The organism is Kribbella antibiotica (assembly GCF_004349055.1).
In the GTDB taxonomy this organism is placed as follows: domain Bacteria; phylum Actinomycetota; class Actinomycetes; order Propionibacteriales; family Kribbellaceae; genus Kribbella; species Kribbella antibiotica.
Genome location: NZ_SMKX01000101.1, coordinates 1 through 17883, shown reverse-complemented (window position 1 = coordinate 17883; position 17883 = coordinate 1). Strand labels below are relative to the sequence as shown.

At 65.8% G+C, this 17883-nt stretch carries 13 protein-coding genes; 8 read left to right on the top strand and 5 right to left on the bottom strand.

Features of this window, described 5'->3' with window-relative positions:
• Positions 1–28: 28 nt before the first annotated feature.
• The 3 genes from E1263_RS28140 (at position 29) to E1263_RS28130 (ending at position 4579) form a co-directional block, all read left to right on the top strand.
• Positions 29–1375: an ABC transporter substrate-binding protein gene (locus tag E1263_RS28140; protein ID WP_132172711.1), complete on the top strand. Its 1347-nt coding sequence runs from the start codon at positions 29–31 to the stop codon at positions 1373–1375.
• A gap of 41 nt (positions 1376–1416) precedes the next feature.
• Positions 1417–3162, top strand: a complete 1746-nt coding sequence (locus E1263_RS28135) for a glycoside hydrolase family 35 protein (RefSeq protein WP_132172709.1) — start codon at positions 1417–1419, stop codon at positions 3160–3162.
• A gap of 106 nt (positions 3163–3268) precedes the next feature.
• Positions 3269–4579, top strand: coding sequence for a jacalin-like lectin (locus tag E1263_RS28130; protein WP_132172707.1), 1311 nt, complete (start codon positions 3269–3271; stop codon positions 4577–4579).
• A gap of 315 nt (positions 4580–4894) precedes the next feature.
• On the opposite strand, the gene E1263_RS28125 is transcribed toward E1263_RS28130, so the two are convergent.
• Positions 4895–5833, bottom strand: coding sequence for a threonine ammonia-lyase (locus E1263_RS28125; RefSeq protein ID WP_132172705.1), 939 nt, complete (start codon positions 5831–5833; stop codon positions 4895–4897).
• Between the two features lie 116 nt (positions 5834–5949).
• On the opposite strand from E1263_RS28125, the gene E1263_RS28120 reads away from it, so the two are divergent.
• Complete coding sequence (locus tag E1263_RS28120) at positions 5950–6411, top strand: Lrp/AsnC family transcriptional regulator (RefSeq protein ID WP_132172703.1); 462 nt, start codon at positions 5950–5952, stop codon at positions 6409–6411.
• Between the two features lie 126 nt (positions 6412–6537).
• Here E1263_RS28120 and E1263_RS28115 read toward each other — a convergent pair whose 3' ends face one another.
• Entirely contained in the window at positions 6538–9417 is a 2880-nt protein-coding gene (locus E1263_RS28115; RefSeq protein ID WP_202869083.1) for a family 43 glycosylhydrolase, read from the bottom strand.
• Between the two features lie 116 nt (positions 9418–9533).
• On the opposite strand from E1263_RS28115, the gene E1263_RS28110 reads away from it, so the two are divergent.
• Entirely contained in the window at positions 9534–11180 is a 1647-nt protein-coding gene (locus E1263_RS28110) for a PHP domain-containing protein (RefSeq protein WP_202869082.1), read from the top strand.
• Between the two features lie 2 nt (positions 11181–11182).
• Here E1263_RS28110 and E1263_RS28105 read toward each other — a convergent pair whose 3' ends face one another.
• Both E1263_RS28105 and E1263_RS28100 read right to left on the bottom strand, forming a co-directional pair.
• Positions 11183–12196 (bottom strand): LacI family DNA-binding transcriptional regulator, encoded by a 1014-nt coding sequence (locus E1263_RS28105; RefSeq protein ID WP_238161589.1) that lies wholly within the window; start codon positions 12194–12196, stop codon positions 11183–11185.
• A gap of 75 nt (positions 12197–12271) precedes the next feature.
• Positions 12272–13909: a hypothetical protein gene (locus tag E1263_RS28100; RefSeq protein WP_132172701.1), complete on the bottom strand. Its 1638-nt coding sequence runs from the start codon at positions 13907–13909 to the stop codon at positions 12272–12274.
• A 142-nt stretch (positions 13910–14051) separates the two neighbouring features.
• Between E1263_RS28100 and E1263_RS28095 the strand changes: the two genes are divergently transcribed.
• From E1263_RS28095 to E1263_RS28085, 3 genes are read left to right on the top strand one after another with little or no spacing between them, the layout of a single operon-like run.
• Positions 14052–15329, top strand: a complete 1278-nt coding sequence (locus E1263_RS28095; RefSeq protein ID WP_132172699.1) for an ABC transporter substrate-binding protein — start codon at positions 14052–14054, stop codon at positions 15327–15329.
• A 5-nt stretch (positions 15330–15334) separates the two neighbouring features.
• Positions 15335–16225 carry a carbohydrate ABC transporter permease gene (locus E1263_RS28090; protein WP_238161587.1) on the top strand — a complete coding sequence of 297 codons (891 nt, stop codon included), beginning with the start codon at positions 15335–15337 and terminating at the stop codon, positions 16223–16225.
• Between the two features lies 1 nt (position 16226).
• A complete protein-coding gene (locus E1263_RS28085) occupies positions 16227–17084 on the top strand; it encodes a carbohydrate ABC transporter permease (RefSeq protein ID WP_132172697.1) in 858 nt (285 codons plus the stop codon).
• Here E1263_RS28085 and E1263_RS28080 read toward each other — a convergent pair.
• Entirely contained in the window at positions 17081–17788 is a 708-nt protein-coding gene (locus E1263_RS28080) for an SDR family NAD(P)-dependent oxidoreductase (protein ID WP_238161586.1), read from the bottom strand. The two genes, E1263_RS28085 and E1263_RS28080, sit on opposite strands and share 4 nt — an antisense overlap.
• Positions 17789–17883: the final 95 nt, after the last annotated feature.

Here is a 17883-nt window from a genome sequence, read left to right as displayed (position 1 = left end):
GGCAGCATCAACAATGAAAAGATTGGCCATGAAGTCAACCCACCGTCGTTTGGTGGCCGCCGGCGCCATGATCGCAGCGATGTCGCTGGTCCTGGTCGCCTGCGGGTCGAGCAAGGACTCCGGCACCGGAGGCGACAGTAAGCAGCAGGGCTCCCCCGCTGCCGTGGACGAGGCGCTCAAGGCGGGCGGCACGATCACCTACTGGAGCTGGACGCCGTCCGCCCAGGCGCAGGTGACCGCGTTCGAGAAGGCCTACCCGAACGTCAAGGTGAACTACGTCAACGCCGGAACCGGCAACGACCACTACACCAAGCTGCAGAACACGATCAAGGCCGGTTCGGGTGCTCCCGATGTCGCGCAGGTCGAGTACCAGGCACTGCCGCAGTTCGCGCTGCCCGGCTCACTCATCGATCTGCGCCAGTACGGCTTCGACCAGTTCCAGTCGGCGTACACGCCGTCGACCTGGGCAGCAGTGCACGCCGGTGAGGGTCTGTTCGGGCTGCCGCAGGACTCGGGCCCGATGGCCTTGTTCTACAACAAGGAGGTCTTCGACAAGTACGGCCTGACCGTGCCGAAGACCTGGGACGAGTACGTTGCCGCAGGCAAGAAGCTGCACCAGGCCGATCCGAAGAAGTTCATCACCAACGACAGTGGTGACGCCGGATTCGCGACCAGCATGATCTGGCAGGCCGGCGGCAAGCCGTTCACCACCAACGGCAAGAGCGTCACGATCAACCTGGCCGACGACGGCTCCAAGAAGTGGACCAGCGAGTGGAACCAGCTCGTTCAGGGTGGACTCGTGTCCAGCATCCCCGGTTGGTCCGACGCGTGGTTCAAGGCGCTCGGTGACGGCACGATCGCCACGCTGCCGACTGGCGCCTGGATGCCCGGCGTGATGGAGTCCTCGGTGAAGGCCGGTGCCGGCAAGTGGCGGGTCGCCCCGATGCCGACGTACGACGGGCAGCCGGTGACGGCGGAGAATGGCGGCAGCACGCAGGCTGTCCTCAAGCAGAGCCAGAACCCGGCCCTCGCAGCGGCGTTCGTGCGGTGGCTCAACAATGGTGATGGCGTGAAGACGTTCCTGGCCAGTGGCGGCTTCCCTGCCACCACGGCTGATCTGAAGGCACCCGAGTTCGTGAGCAAGAAGAGCGCGTACTTCGGCGGCCAGGCGATCAACGAGGTTCTGACCGGCGCTGCGGGCACTGTGGCTCCGGGCTGGAGCTACCTGCCGTACCAGCTCTACGCGAACAGCATCTTCGGTGACACGGTGGGTAAGTCTTACCAGTCCAAGAGCGGCCTGGACGACGGACTGAAAGCCTGGCAGGACGCGTTGGTGGCCTATGGCAACCAGCAAGGTTTCACTGTGAATGGCTAGGCAGGTCAACGGCTAGCTAGCACTAACTACAAGAGGGAGATATGCCAGACTTCGCAATCGGTGAGTCCGACTTCCTGCTCGACGGGAAGCCGTTCCAGATCATCTCCGGCGCACTGCACTACTTCCGGATCCATCCGGACCAGTGGGCCGACCGGATCGAGAAGGCACGGTTGATGGGTCTCAACACCATCGAGACCTACGTGCCGTGGAACGCGCACTCACCCCGGCGCGGTGTGTTCGACACCAGCGGAATGCTCGATCTTGAGCTGTTCCTGCGCCGGGTGGCCGAAGCGGGTCTGCATGCGATCGTCCGGCCCGGCCCATATATCTGTGCCGAGTGGGACAACGGCGGCCTCCCCGCCTGGCTATTCCGGGAGCCAGGCGTGGGGGTTCGCCGGTACGAACCGCAGTACCTCGCCGCCGTCGGCGAGTACCTCACCGAGGTACTGCGGATCGTGCGTCCTCTGCAAACAGACCAAGGCGGGCCGGTCCTGCTGCTCCAGGTGGAGAACGAATACGGGGCCTTTGGCAACGACTCGACGTACCTGAAGTGGCTGGTCGAGCTGTTTCGCGCCCAGGGGATCACGGTGCCTCTGGTCACCGTCGACCAGCCGGAGGACGAGATGCTGTCCGCCGGCGGGATCGACGGAGTCCACCGGACCGGTTCGTTCGGATCCCGCAGTGTCGAGCGCCTGGCCACACTGCGGAACCATCAACCGACCGGACCACTGATGTGCATGGAGTTCTGGGACGGCTGGTTCGACGACTGGGGTGGACCGCACCACACCACCTCCGCGACCGAGGCCGCCACCGAGCTGGATGCACTGCTGGCGACGGGCGCCTCGGTCAACATCTACATGGTTCACGGTGGGACGAACTTCGGTTTGACCAACGGCGCCAACGACAAGGGCGTCTACCGGCCGACAGTCACGTCGTACGACTATGACGCGCCGCTCGACGAAGCCGGGCGGCCGACTGCGAAGTTCCATGCTTTCCGGGATGTCATCGCTCGGCACGCACCGGTCCCGCCCCTCCCCGACTTCCCTGAGCCGGGGGCTGCGCCGGAGATCACCGCGACACTGGGTGAGCCGATTCGGTTGCTGGACCGCCCGGACAGCTGGGGCACGTGGCGCGGGCACGACAGCCTGCCGACGCTGGACGACATCGACGCTCAATTCGCCCTGTATCGCACGTCTCTCGACCTCGAGGGCTCCCCGATCCTTCAGCTCGGCGAGGTCCGCGATCGCGCGCAGGTCTTCCTGGACGGCGATCCGGTCGGAGTTCTGAGCCGGGCGGACCACGACCGAGCCATCACACTCCCCCGCGGCCGCGGCCGTCTCGACCTGATCGTCGAGGATCAGGGCCGCGTCAACTACGGTCCCCGGATCGGCGAACCGAAGGGCCTGATCGGGCCGCTTCAGGTCGGCGCCACCACGCCCGCCAGCTGGCAGACGCTGGCGATCGACCTGAACGCCGTACCGGAGTTGTGGACGGCGACCCTGCCGACCACCGCAGGCGTCGGGCCCACTGCCTACCGAGCCGCCTTCAGTTTGACCGAAGCCACCGATCTGTTCGTCCGAACTGATGCCTGGGGCAAGGGGTTTGCGTGGGTCAACGGCTTCTGCCTCGGTCGCTACTGGCACCGCGGCCCCCAGCACACGCTCTACATCCCGGGGCCGGTCCTTCGCGCCGGCGCCAACGAGCTTGTGGTTCTTGAGTTGGACACTCTCCCCGACCCTGCCGTCCGATTCAGCACTGTTCCCGACCTTGGACCTACTGAGTACTGACCTTTCGGAAACTCAGCGTTCACCCGATCCGCCATTGTGCTGCCAGTCACGGAAAGTTAGCGTGAACATACGCTCTTCCGTCCCAAGCGAGCACAGGGGAAACTCCATGCGCAGATCGATCCTGGCCGTCCTGACGGCCGTCCTGCTGACCAGCGGCACCGTGACCGCCACAGCACCGACGGCCCAGGCGGCGGTGAACTCCTTCTCGGTCCTGACCTACAACGTGGCCGGACTGCCCGACGGCATCTCGTCGAGTGATCCGGCCACCAATACGCCGTTGATCAGCCCGCGACTGGCCGCGTACGACGTGGTCAACGTCCAAGAGGACTTCAACTACCACGCCGCGCTCTATGCCGGCGACAACCATCCCTACCGTACGGCGACCAGTGGCGGCGTACCGTTCGGCGACGGCCTCAACACGTTGTCCAGGTTCCCGTTTGACGACTTCGACCGAACCAAGTGGGCGAACTGCAACGGCACGGACTGCCTGACCCCCAAGGGATTCAGCCTGAACCGGATCCGGCTGGCCGAGGGCGTGTACGTCGATCTCTACAACCTGCACCCGAACGCAGGCGTCGAGACCGCCGATCTGGCGGCACGCCGCGCGAACATCACGCAGCTCACCCAGTACATCGCCGCCAACTCGGCCGGCAACGCCGTCATCGTCATGGGCGACACCAACACCCGCTACACCAGGACCGAGGACAACGTCCGCGAGCTCGTCACCGGTGCCGGCCTGACCGATGCCTGGGTCCAGCTGATTCGCGGCGGTCAAGCACCGCCCCTCGGCAGCCCCGCGCTGGTGTGCGATCCCAACGCGGTCACCAACACCTGCGAGGTGGTCGACAAGGTCTTCTACCGCGGCAACAGGTTCATCAACCTCACGGCAACCCAGTACAACAACGAGAACTCGAAGTTCCTCGACAGCGCCGGCAAGCCGCTGTCTGACCACTACCCGCACCTGGTCCGCTTCAACTGGTCCCTCAACGACCAGCTCAAGATGAGCGACCAGTACGGCGGCCCGCACGGCACCCCGTTCACCGATGTCGACCGGATCGCCGGCAGCACCGCCGTACGGTCGGTCCGTCTCAGTGGTGGTGCCCGCCTGGACCGGATCGGCCTGACGCTGAGCACTGGCACGGTTGTGACCCACGGCGGGAGCGGCGGGACCGAGTCCGCGCTGACCCTCGCCGCGAACGAACGCATCGTCCGGATCACCTTGTCTCAAGGCAAGTACAACCAGCGGACAAGAATCTTCTCCGCCAGCGTCGTCACCAGCACTGACCGGACTGTGTCAGCAGGCACCCCGACCGCCGACACAGTCACCTATACCGCGCCCGCTGGCTGGCAGATCACCGGCTTCACCGGCCGAGCAGGCGACGGCGTCGACAAGTTCGGTGTGATCTACCAGCCCTGACCAGCCTGAGGCACCGCTCAGTCATCCATCGCCCGCGGAAATGATTGACCGCGGGGGGCGTGGTCTCCGGTTTTTCGGCCGTTGCGAGGTTCCGTCTAACGGTGGCGTCTGTGAGACCGCGAATCGCCTGACCATTTCCCAGGCGTCGCATCCGGATCTATTTTCCGGTCAGAACCGAAGACCACGCCCTCCGATTCTTCGGACGTTACCGACTGCTTCGGGAGTTGGCGCGGCGGGGTTCCTCGCCGCTCCAACTGAGGCCAGGCAGGCATTTCACCCGCGTGACCCAGTGGGTTGTAAAGGCCGGCGGCGCGGTCACGGGCGTGGGTTCGCCCCGGTGATGACAGTGGCGGGCAGTTTGCCGGGGAGATCGTGCACGGTCAGCGCCGCCAGCCCTGCGGCACCGGCCGGTTCGACCTTGATTCCGAGGCAGCGCGAGGCGAGTTCGATCGCGTCGAGGATCGCGGTGTCGTCGACGAGCACCATGTCGTCGACAACGGCCGCCAGTCGCGCGACGGATGCCGGCACGGGCTCCCGGACGGCGATGCCTTCGGCAATCGTATAGGCGCGCTCGGTGGCGACCGGTTTTCCCGCGCGCCAACTATCCATCATGCAAGGCGCTCCGCTGGCGCACACCCCGATGACCCTGACATGCGGTGCGTGCGTCTTCAGCCAGCATCCGATACCCGTAATCAACGCACCGTCACCGACAGGAACGACGACTGTGTCGATCGGTTGCTCGAGCAGTTCGATCCCGATGGTGCCTGCGCCTTCGGCGACCGCGGGCTCGTTGCCGTCCTCGATCAGGAGGGTGTCGTGCCGCTCAGCGGCAAAGGAGCGCGCCTCGTCTGCTGCATCGTCTCCGTCGCCCCGGGCGAGAATCACTCGTGCACCAAGTCGCTCCATCCGGATGCGCTTGGTGGGATTGCAGTCCGCCGGCACGAACACGGTGACCTGTTTGCCGCGGCGGCGCGCGGCATAGGTCACTGCCTGACCGAAGTTCCCGGTCGACGCGCAGACCAGATGAGACGCACTCAGGCCGTCTTCGGCGAGCCGATGGAGCAGGAACTCTGCACCCCGGCCCTTGAAACTACGCAGTGGGTTTGCCGTTTCGATCTTCATGACGATCTGCCGACCTAATGCTTCGGTGATCATCGGATCGATAAACTGCGGGCTGTTCAGGAATACCTCATCGATGACCCCCACCGCCCTGGAGATCTGGGCAGGATCCAAGTCAATCGCGGTCTTCAGCATTATTCACACTCCGGTCGTTCGGTTCTCATTTCGCTACGACCTTAAGCGCGAATCAAGTGGTGCATCTTGAAACTTTTCCCCTTCGGACGCAAGATTATTGCGTGCCCCCTCGCCGCATGACCTTCGACGAAATCGACCATCGCTTGCTCGACACCCTGCAGCGGGACGCGAGCCGGACGCTGCAGGCACTAGGTGAGGATGTGGGACTGTCCGCCAGCGCGGTGCAGCGACGAATCAACCGGTACCGGTCGGCAGGCGTGCTGGCTCGTCACGTCGCTGTGCTCGAGGCGCGTCGCACTGCTGACATCGTCCTGGCGGTTGTCCTGGTCACCCTCGAACGCGAGTCCAGTGGTCACCACGACGCGTTCGCGCAGCGGCTCCTCGCGGTGCCTGAGGTGCAGCAGGCGTACGACGTCTCCGGAGACTGGGACTACGTCGTAGTGCTCGCCACCATCGGCATGGCGCGCCACAGCGAGCTCGCCCAACACCTGTTCAAGGACGCGCCCAACGTCAAACGCTACACAACGATGTTCGTGCTCGATCCGCTCCGCACCGGCACCTACCTGCCCACCCGGTGACCCACACTCGGCCGGAGAGCGTGTCTCGAAAACTAGCAACCCCACCGTTGGCCGGCATTGGTTTCCGACACGAGGTGCCGACGGTCGGTCGGAGCGGAATGACCGACCAGTCGGCACCGATCCCGGTCAGATCTTGCGTGGGGTGATGCTGCTCAAGGTCGGCTTGACCTTCGCCATGGTGCCGTCCGGGGCGAAGGTCAAGCGGTCGATCGTGGTTTCGCGGTGCTGGCCGTCGCCGCCGGGCATGCCGAATCGGTGATAGGCGATGTACCAGTCGTCGGTGCCGGGGATCTGGATGATCGAGTGGTGCCCGGTCCCGAGGATTCCCTGGGCCGGGTCCTTCTCGAGGATGACGCCTTGGTAGGTCCAGGGCCCGTCCACACTCGGGCCCGTCGCGTAGCCGACCCTGTAGTCGGGTGAACCGGTGTCGTCGATCGAGTAGGTCAGGTGGTACGTCCCCTGGCGATAGTTGACGAAGGCCCCTTCACGGAAGCTGGTCAGACCGCTGATCGGCTTCGGCGCCTTGATCGACAGCATGTCGTCGCTCAGCTCGGCGTACACCGGTGCTCCGTTGCCCCAGAACAGGTAGTACTTCCCTGTTGCTGGATCGCGGAACGCGGCCGGGTCGATCGTCTGGCCGGATGTGACGGCCTCGTTGTTCAGGATCATCGCGGTCGGCTGCGCGGTGAAGGGTCCCTCCGGGCTCTCGGCCACCGCGACGCCGATCGTCTTCCGGTTGTACGTCGGGTTGTGTCCGGAGAAGTAGAAGTAGTACTTGCCACCGCGCTCGATGATCGTCGGCGCCCACGCGTTCCCGGTCGCCCACGGCACGTTGCCGTTCGCTCCGTCGAGAGTGAGGAACGGCTTCTCCGATCGCTTCCAGTCCCTGAGGTTCTTGGACTTCCAAACGTAGAAATCCTTCCCGCCCCAGCCCGGGAATCCGTCGTTGGTGACATAGAGGTAATAGGTGCCGCCGAAGATCGCGATGTTCGGGTCGGCGTTGTAGCCAGGCAGCACGGGCGAGCGCATCTCGACGGCTTTGACCTTCCAGGCCCGCATGGTCCGGTCCCTGGCCTTCACGACGAACGTCTTCGGCGAGCTGAGATCGACCCGGCCGGCGGGCTTGATCTTCGAGCCGGAGACCAGCGTGAAGGCCGGTGCCAGCTTGGTGAGATTCGTCCCCGGGACGACCGGCAGCGTCACGGTGGACGACGCGTCGTCGATGATCGCGGGCACCTTGAGGCTCGCCAGATCGGCGCCGAGGATCGCCCGCGGATCGGCATCCGCATCGCGCACCTCGGTGACCGACAACGCCCGGTTGTAGAGGCGGAAGTCGCGCACTTTGCCCTTCAGGTACTTGTCGGAGGTGTAGACCGAACGCCCAATGTAGTTGGCCGTCGTGCGGCCACCGCCGACATCACCCGGATCGAGAGTCACCCCGGTCTTCTGACCGACCTGGACTCCGTCGAGGTAGATCGTGGCAACGCCTTGTGGCGTGAGCGTGTAGGTGAGATTCTTCCAGGCTCCCCGCGGTACGGCGCTGGACGAAGCGGCCGTCTGTTCGGTCGACCAGTTGCCGGAGGCAAGCGACGTACGGTAGTTGTTGCCGGTGGTGAACAGATAGCCGTTGCCGATATCACTTGCGGTGTTGCCGAGCCCCCAGATGAAGTACGGCGTCGCCTGGCCGGGGTCGATCCAGACCTTGGCCGAGACCGTGATCGCGCCGAGCCCGGCCATCAGGTCGTTCGGCAGTTTCACGTGTCCGTTGGTGCCGCCGAGAGTGAGTGCGCCACCGGCCCAGCTCGCGTCACCGGCGACCACTCCGTCGTACCCGTGACCCGTCACGTCGGTCGCCTTCGTCCCGCTGGTCTGGTTCAACGGGTAGTGCGCGACCAGCCCGTTCGCATCCGCCCGCACCGGAGTCGGCAGCACCAAGCCGTTACGGAGCCGGTCGAGCTCGGCCTGCGTCACCGGCAGCACGGTGCCGTGGCGCGGGCTGGCCGGCAGCGAGTACTTCGGCGGAACCTTCCAGTTCGGCGCCTCGAGGTCGTTCGTGCCAAGCGGGATGTATCCACGGCCGCCGTACTCGTCGACGAACAGGTTGTACTTCGAGCCGGAAGTGTCACCAGGGTTGGACTTGAAGACCGTCGGCCCCTCGACCGCCGATGTCCCCGCATCCCTGCCGATACACGAGTCCTGCATCGCCCACGCCGGTTTGCCCGGGAGATCGACGGCCGTCAGGGATGCCGACTTCTCCTGGATGATGTCCGAGCAGCCCGTGCCGCCACCACCCTCATCCTTGGTGAAGCGGTAGTAGGCGCCGTTCTCCTTGATCACCGTCGAGTCGATCCGGGACTCGCCCCGGTCCTGCCAGATCGCCGGTGCACTGAAGGTCCGGAAGTCGTGAGTCGTTGCATAAAGCATCCGGTTGTACGTCGAACCGGTGTGCCCAGGGTCGTTCGCGGCATACAGCTTCGATGCCCAGAAAACGACGTACGACTGGAGTGCATCGTCCCAATAGGCCTCGGGTGCCCAGGTGTTGCCTGCGGTCTCCGGCGACACCAGAACATGGCGCTGCTCGGACCAGGCGACCAGGTCGGTCGACTCCCAGACCTCCAGATAGCGGCTGCCCTTGCGCTGCGCGGCATCCCAGTCACCGTTGCGGCCGATCGACAGGTCGGTCGCGATCAGGAAGAACTTGTCCCCGCCGGGAGAGCGGATCAGGAACGGGTCGCGCAGACCGAGGGTGCCTTTGGTGGACTCGATCACGGGTTGGCCGTTGTTGAGCTCGTCCCATTTGAGGGCGGTGTTGCCACGACTGGCGGCGAAGTAGATCTTCTCCCCCGCGATCGAGTTGCCGGTGAAATAGGTGAAGACATAACCGGCGTACGGCGCTGCTGCCGGACTGCTTCGGGAAGCTTCGGCGGCGGGCATCATGAGCTGTCCACACAAGACAGCGATCACTGCGATGACTGCGAAAAGAGCGGGGCGGATGCTGATCTTCACGTCGACCTCACCAGGGTGTTAACGTTAACAGTGGTCGTACTGTGGCCGAGTCGACCGGCAACGTCAAGGCCTCACATTCATCGCCGCCAGGCACGATGAAAGGGATCGACGAACCCATGAGCGATGTTCCGGGCGGTAGCCCACGCAGGAGTTTTCTGCGCAACGCAGGCCTGACGGGCGCAGGCGTCGCCGCGGCGGCCACGCTCGGTACGCCGGCAGCAGCGGCTCCACTTGCCCGTCCCGGCCGGCCCCGGCGCGGCGGCTATCTCTGGCTGGCGGGTGACCACCATCTGCACAGCCAGTACAGCAACGACGCAATGTTCCGGGTCGACGACCAGGTCCAGCGGGCGATCGATCACGGGCTCGACTGGATGGTGATCACGGATCACGGCAACGCGGCCTTCTCGTCGTACAGCGTGCCGATGCTGGCTGCCGACGTACGGGCCGCCCGGAAGGCCAGCCTCGAGGACATCCTGGTTTTCCTCGGCATGGAGTGGAACGTGCCCGGCGCCGAGCACGCCACCCTGATGCTTGCCCCCGGCAAGGATGAGGCCGAGTTCCTGAACCAGTTCGTGAGCAAGTACGACGCCCGGGTCACCAACACCCGCGACGGCACGCCCGCGAACGAAGCGCTGGCGATCGAAGCCATCAAGTTCCTGTACCGCGGTGTGCGGGACGGACGGATCCCGGACGCGCTGGTGCTGGCGAACCACCCGTGTCGACTCGGCATCGACTCACCCCATGAGCTCCGCGCCTGGCGCGACGCCGCTCCGGGCATCGTCCTCGGCATGGAAGGCGCGCCCGGCCACCAGGCTGCCGGTGTGCCCGCTCCCGGAATGGCACGTGGACGCGGCCTGTACGACAGCGCGCCCAGCACCTACTCGTTCCCCGGCCTCCCGAAGGAGGCGTACCGAACGCACGGCGGCTTCGACTGGATGACGGCGACCGTCGGCGGTGTGTGGGACAGCCTGCTCGCGGAGGGCAAGCCGTTCTGGATCACGGTCAGCTCCGACGGCCATCAGGCCTGCGGCGACTGGGTGCGGAACCCGGTGGACCCACTCGACCAGAGCTCTTACGACAACACGCCGTACGACGAGAGCGGCCGCACGTTCATGACCACCGGGAAGTTCCCGGACCCGATCGGCGCGGGGCGGCCCGTCACCACCTACAGCGGCTTCCCGGCCGGCGCCTACTCCAAGACCTGGGTCGGAGCGACCGGTCGTGGACATCGCCCGGTGATGGATGCCATCCGGGCCGGCCGAATCTGGGCCTGCCACGGCGATCTCATCTCCGGTCTCGACGTCCGCCTGCGATCCGCCAGCACCGGCGAAGAGGCGCCACTGGGCGGGCGGCTGAACGTCAAGCGCGGGTCCTCCGTTCGGCTGTCCATCGACATCGATCTCACCGAGGACGGGAACTACGCCCAGCTTCACCCTGAGCTCGCTCGGGTCGACCTCATCATGGGCACCGTGACCGGCCCAGTCACCGACCCCGACACCATGACCGCGCCCGGTGCCCGCGTCATCAAGTCATGGGACGTCACGCAGACCGCCGGCACCTTGACGCTGTCCCACACCCTGAAGATCGACGGTCCCTGCTACTTCCGTCTGCGCGGCACCGACGGCAAACGCAACGCGCCCGGTCCGTACGGCGCCTCTGTCGACCCCGCCGGACCAGTGATGGACGTGCTCGGGAACTCCAACCCCTGGGAAGATCTGTGGTTCTATGCGAACCCGATCTTCGTCGGCCTCCGGGGACGGTGACGTTATCTGGGTCCGGTACTTTCCCGCACGATCAACTCAGCAGGCACGAGGTCGCGAGCAGCCGGCTCGCGACCATCGATCTGCTCGGCCAGCTGGCGGAACGTCCGCCGGCCGACCTCGATGAAGTCCTGCCGGACCGTGGTCAGCGGTGGACTGAAGTAGGCCGCTTCCGGGATGTCGTCGAAGCCGACGACATGCACGTCCTTCGGCACCGCGATCCCCGCTTCGGTGAAGGCGCGGAGCAGACCGAGCGCCATTTGATCGTTGGCCACGAACACCGCGGTCAGATCCTTCTCGCGAGCCAGCGCCTGACCCGCGGCGTACCCGGAGCGCGAGCTCCAGTCACCGCGGATGATGCGCGGCGCCCTGACCCGGTGCCGCTTCAGCGTCTGCCGCCAGGCCGTTTCACGATCCTGAGCCTCGAGCCAGTCGACCGGCCCGGCCACGTGCCAGACGGTCTTGTGCCCGAGGGCAAGCAGGTGCTCCGTGGCGCGGCGCGCACCGTCGGCCTGATCGACCGCGATCATCGGGACCGGCGCTTCCTGACCGCCGCCCACTGCGACCAGCGGGATATCGAGTGGCGCACCCTCGAGCGACTTGCTCGCGGCCGCATGCGGGGCGATCACCACGATGCCCTCGACCGCCAGCCGCCGCAGCGTCTCGATCGCCTCCGCGATCGCCGAACTGTTCGGCGTACCGACGCTGGTGATCGTGACCGAATAGCCGGCTTCGCGGGCCGCGTGCTCGATGCCGTAGAGCGTGCTGGCCGGGCCATAGAGGGTCGAATCCAGCGTGACGACGCCCAGAATGCCGGACTTGCCGGTCACCAGAGCGCGCGCCGCCGAGTTGGGCCGATAGCTCAGCTTCTCCACTGCCGCGAGCACCTTGGCCCGGGTCGCCGCGCTCACCGGGCCGGTCTTGTTGACCACCCGGGAGACCGTCATGTGCGAGACGCCGGCCAGGACCGCGACGTCGGTCAGGCTCGCTTGACGCCCCGGAAGGCTACCGCTGGTCAATCCGAACCCCCTGAGCACTGCGTGCGTGGATCAAGAGGCCAGTGTTCGCGGTAACAACCCTGGGGTCAAGGACCGCTACGCCGTCCTGATCTCGAGTCTCTGCCTACACGGTGCGGAACCGGTCAGGTAGACGCGCAGTCCGTCGGGCATGAGCGAGCCGTTGAGCATGCGATACCGCTCGCCGGGATCCATCGCGACCCGCGCCGTTCCCGTACCGGGACCGAACTCGATCCGGTCGTTGCCCACGGCATACACGCCGATACCAGACTCCAACTGGTAGTTGTCGGAACCCTCGATCGCCACGACGCCCGACAGCACCCCACCTGGCCGGAAACACAGCTCAATCGCGTACGGCGCCTCGGATCCGGCCAGCTCGAAGGTCAGATCGAATCCGTTCTCGACCTCGGCCACGGTGATCGCCGTCCGCAGTGTCCGGTAGTCCTTCGACCGTTGACCGAAGTCCATCGCCGCATAGAACCGGCCGTCGGGCGTCAGCGCGTACCGGCCGTCCGCCGTACGGCGTTCTGGCGGCAACGGCTGGTAGTACGGCGCCGCAACCTCGGCACCGAGCTCGACAACAGACGGCGACCATCGGCGCAGGTACTCGCTGTGGAAGTGCCCGGTACCGAAGAACTGTGGCGCGAGCCGGACCGAGTCGAGGATCGCGTCCCCCTGACGCAGCTTGAAGAACGTCGGGTTGATCGAGAGGCCGGAGGCGATCGCCCCCACCTCAGGCACGTCGGACCCACCGAAGATCGTGGCCGTCCGGCTCCCCCGCCGGATCCGCACCGACGCCTGCGAAGGAAACTCTTGGACGAACTCCGTCGGCGGCTCAGTCGCCTGCGGTAGCGGCGCTGCCAGCTCAGGGCGTTCGAGAACCTCGGCCAGGAAGTCTCCCAGTTCACCGTCGCCGCGACGCTCGATGCCGCGCGCAACAGCAGCGAATCTGCCGTCGCCGTCCAGCAGCGCGAGCTCCCGAAACTGCAGGAGGTAGTCCGAGACCTCGCGGATGTGAAGCTGGTCCTGCCGCCGGGACGCGATCACGTCGACCTCGCCGTTCGGCTCCAGCAGGTACAGCGTCGCTTCCAGATTGCGCCGGACGAAGTCGATCAGCTCGGGTCGGCCCTGCAGCCACGCGATGGTCAGCAGCGAGGGATTCGTCACCGCGGCGGCGTAGATCGCGCTCCGCTCGCTGTAGATGCCGTCCGGCCCCGCATCGATCCCCTCGGCCAGCCATTCGTCGATCCGGTCGACGTACCGCTGGTCGGGAAGAATGTGGTTGATCCGGGCAAGCGCCGCCGACACCTCCCATCGGTGGTTCGGGGTGTGCACACCACCGCTCGCCAACGCCGGGCCGGCCTTCTCCAGGATCTTGTGGACCACCGAGCGAACCGTTGCCGCCGGCTCGTTGCCCGCCAGCAACTCCCAGACCACACACAGGTCCTGGATCAGGAAGGCCGTGTCAGGCGGCGAGTGCAGGTTGCCGATGTCGTAGGTCCCGTCCGCGTGCTGCCGCTCCGCGAGCTCCGAGGACAGTTGCTGCAACCGCTTGAGGATCGCCGGATCGTCGCGGTACTTCGACTCCCCCACATACCCGGCCACCAGCCGCCGGACCTCCCGGCCCACCCGCCTGGGATCGGTCCCAGCCGGCAGCGTGCGCGCCAGTTGCGCCTCGCTCGCGGCCGTCAGCAATCCGAGGAATTCTTGGTCCACCGCACTGTCCTCACGCTCAGGGGACTTATGTCAGGACTTAAATGTATATCGATACATCATTTGCCCTTGACGCGGTAAGCGCTTGCCTCCTAGCGTCCGAGCGTCGCCTACCCAGGCTGCGTTGAACACAAGGAGAAAAACGATGACCGGTTCCCTTCGGCGGTGGCGCTGGCTGGCAGGAGTGGTGGCGACCGCGGCGGTACTGACCGCCTGTGGTTCCGGCTCCGACGACTCGGCCTCAGACGGTGCGAAGAAGATCACGTTCTGGCTCTCGACGGCCGCTCAGATCCAGGGCTACACCGACCTGGCCAAGGAGTTCCAGGCCAAGGAAGGCATCACCGTCGAGGTCGTGAACCAGCCGTACGACGGTTACCAGGACAAGCTGCGGCAGTCGGCCCAGGCCAACTCGCTGCCCGACGTCGCCAGCGTCCCCTCGCTCGACGCGCTGTGGATCAACCAGCTCCAGGACCTGAGCGCGACCGCGAACAACGAGACCAACAAGATCCGTAAGGACCTGGTCACCGAGCAGGACGGCAAGGTGCTCGCGATCCCGTCCGACCTCACCGCGGCCGGCCTGTTCATCAACAAGAGCCTGTTCACCAAGGCCGGCGTCGCCGTACCGGCTGATCCGAGCAAGACGTGGACCTGGGACGAGTTCCTGGCGGCCGCGACCAAGGTGCGGACCGCGACCGGTGCGAAGTACGACCTGGTCTATGACAACTCCGCCGCCCGGATCCGGGCCTTCATCTACAACAACGGCGGCAAGGGCTTCCAGCTCGGCGCCGACAACAAGTACCAGACGCCGGACGCCGCGACCGTGGCCGCGCTGACCAAGTTCAAGGCGATGAACGACGACAAGGTGATGCCGAAGTCGGTCTGGACCTCGGGCGGCGACCCGAACGCGCTGTTCAAGAGCGGCCAGGTGGTCGCGTACTTCTCCGGCGTCTGGCAGGTCCCGGACTTCGCCGAGGGCATCACCAACTTCGAGTGGGCCAGCGCGCCGACCCCGGGCCCGGTGCACGCCACCGACATCAACCTCGGTGGCAAGGTCGTTGCCTTCAACAACAAAGACACCGCGGCCGCGGCCAAGAAGTGGGTCGACTTCCTATTCCAGCGCGACAACTACACCAAGCTGGCGCAGTCGAACGGCTACCTGCCGGTCGAGTCCGGTCTGACGCTGACGTACCCGTTCAAGTCCAAGGCCGCCCTCGACGCCTACACGCTCTACACCAAGGAGATCGAGCTCGCCGACCCGATCTCGTCGTCGGGCCAGGCCGCCGGGACGAAACTGCTGCTCGCGGGCAAGGAAGCCGGTGAGGACCCGACCAAGGGTGAGCTGGCGAAGTTCGTCAACGGTCAGCAAGACGTGCAGAAGACGGTCGACAACATCGTCAACGGCCTCAACGCCTCGCTGGGCTGACGCCGGTGCGACGACTCTGGCCGCAACGCCGCCTCAACCGCTACACCGCAGCACCGCTGGCGCTCATCTCGATCAACCTGCTGCTGCTCATCACGTTCTTCGTCTGGCCGGCGGTGACCGGCCTGCTGTACTCGTTCACGAGTTACACCGGCATCGGCACCGCGCCGTACGTCGGACTGGACAACTACCAGCGCCTGTTGCAGGACGACGCGTTCTACGCGGCGCTGGTCCGGACCCTGGTGTTCACGGCCGGCGTCGTACCGCTGACGCTGTTCCTGTCCCTGAGCACCGCGGTCCTGCTCGTCACGAACTACAGCAAGGGCAAGTCCGTCGCGCGGGTCATCTTCTTCCTGCCGTGGCTCATCTCGCCGATCATCGCGGGCGTCATCTGGCGCTGGATGTTCGGCGAGAACTTCGGGCTGGTCAACTACCTGATCACCTCGCTCGGCGGCAGCGAGGTGCCCTGGCAGTCGAACGCGAATCTGTCGATGCTGGTCGTCATCGTGGCCGCGGCCTGGGGCGGTACGGCGTTCAACATGCTGCTGTTCGTGGCCGCGCTGAAGAACGTACCGACGGCGTACTACGAGGCGGCGTCGCTCGACGGCGCCGGCGGGTGGGCCAAGTTCCGGCACATCACCCTGCCGGCGATCGCGCCGACGACGTTCATCGTCGTCTTGCTGAGCGTGCTCGGCTCGATGAAGGAGTACGCGCTGATCCAGGCCATCAACGGTGGTGGCCCGGGGACGGCGAACAACCTGGTCGTCCAGTACATCTACACCAAGGGCTTCCAGCGGGCCCAGATCGGCTACGCGAGCGCGGCGTCGTTCGTGCTGATGCTGATCCTGATGGTGATCGCCCTGATACAGCTCGCCCTCAACCGGCGGAAGGACTCCTGACATGGCCGCCACCGCCAACTCCACAGCGACCTCCGCGACGGGCGAACTCCCCAAGAAGATCTGGGCGACCGCACTCATGTGGCTCCTGGTCGCCGTGTACGGCGTTCCGGTGCTGTGGTTCCTGCTCAGCGCGTTCAAGCCGGCCGGTGAACTGTTCTCGTATCCGCTGACGATCTTCCCCAAGCATCCGACCATCAAGGGCTTCACGCAGGCCTGGACGAGCTTCGACGTCGCGCACTACTTCGTGAACACGCTCATCGTCGCCGTCTCGGCCACGGCACTCACGATCGTGGCGAGTGCCGCCTGTGGCTACGCACTCGCCAAGTACACCAACTGGTGGATCAAGGGTTTCGCCATCTGCATCCTGGCGACCACGATGCTGCCCGGCGAGGTCATCCTCGCGCCGCTGTTCCTGGTGGTGCGCGACCTCGGCCTCTACAACAGTCTCGCGGCCGTCGTCGTACCGTCGGTCATCACGGCCACCGGCACCTTCATGTTCCGCCAGTTCTTCCTCACCGTGCCGAACGACCTGCTGGAGGCAGCCCGTATCGACGGGGCCAGTGAGTTGCAGACACTGTTCCGGATCATGCTGCCGCTGTCCCGGCCGATCATGCTGACACTGGCGATCTTCTCGTTCCAGTGGCGCTGGAACGACTACATCTGGCCGCTGGTCGTCCTGAACGAGCCGAGCAAGTACACCCTGCAGATCGGCGTCGCGACCATCGTCGGCGCCGAGAACGTGAACTGGTCGGTTCTGCTGGGCGCCTCGGTGCTCTCGATGATCCCGCTGGTCGCGCTCTACCTGGTCTTCCAGAAGTACGTCATGAGCGCGGACATCGGCGCCGGCCTCAAGGACTAACGAGTGATGAGCGCGCCGCCGTTGACGTGCAGAACCTGGCCGGTGACGTGGCGCGCTGCGGCCGACGCGAGGAAGTGGATGGTGGATGCGATATCCGCGACCTGCCCCTCGCGTTTCGTGAAAGTTGCCTCCAGCAAGGTCTGACGACGCTCCGGCGTCATCCGGTCGCCGAAGAACTCGGTCTGCGCGGTGTAGCCCGGCGCCACGACATTCGCCGTGATGCCGCGCGGGCCGAGCTCGGCTGCGACATCGGCGTTCCACATCGCCAGCGCCGCCTTGGAAGCGCCGTACGAGCCTGCGCCGCGCGCCCCGGCGATCGACCCCAGGTTGACGACAGCAGTGGTCAGCCGCGGCGCGAGTGCGCTCGTGGTGAGCACGGCGCTGATCAGGTTGGCCTCGAGGTTGGCCAGCCAGTTCTCCTTCACCTGCTGAAGGCTGTCCTCCATGCTGCCGAAGTCGGTGTTCCCGCCGGCATTGTTGACTAGTACGTCGATCCTGTCCGGCAGCTCGGCCAGCAAGCGCTCGACCTGCCCCGGGTCGGTCGCGTCGCACACCACTCCGCGCGCCCCGATCTCAGCCGCCGCCTCCGCCAGCACCTCGGCCCGGCGGCCGGTGATCACCACCTCGTCGCCGTCCGCCCGGAACCGCTCCGCCGTGGCCCGTCCGATCCCCGTCGCTCCCCCGGTCACCAGCACTGTCCGCATCACGCCATCCTCACATTTAGACCTAAATGTTTAGACCTAAACGTAGCATGGGTCCGTGACCGACACCTACCCCCTCGACGGCCCCAGCCCCTACC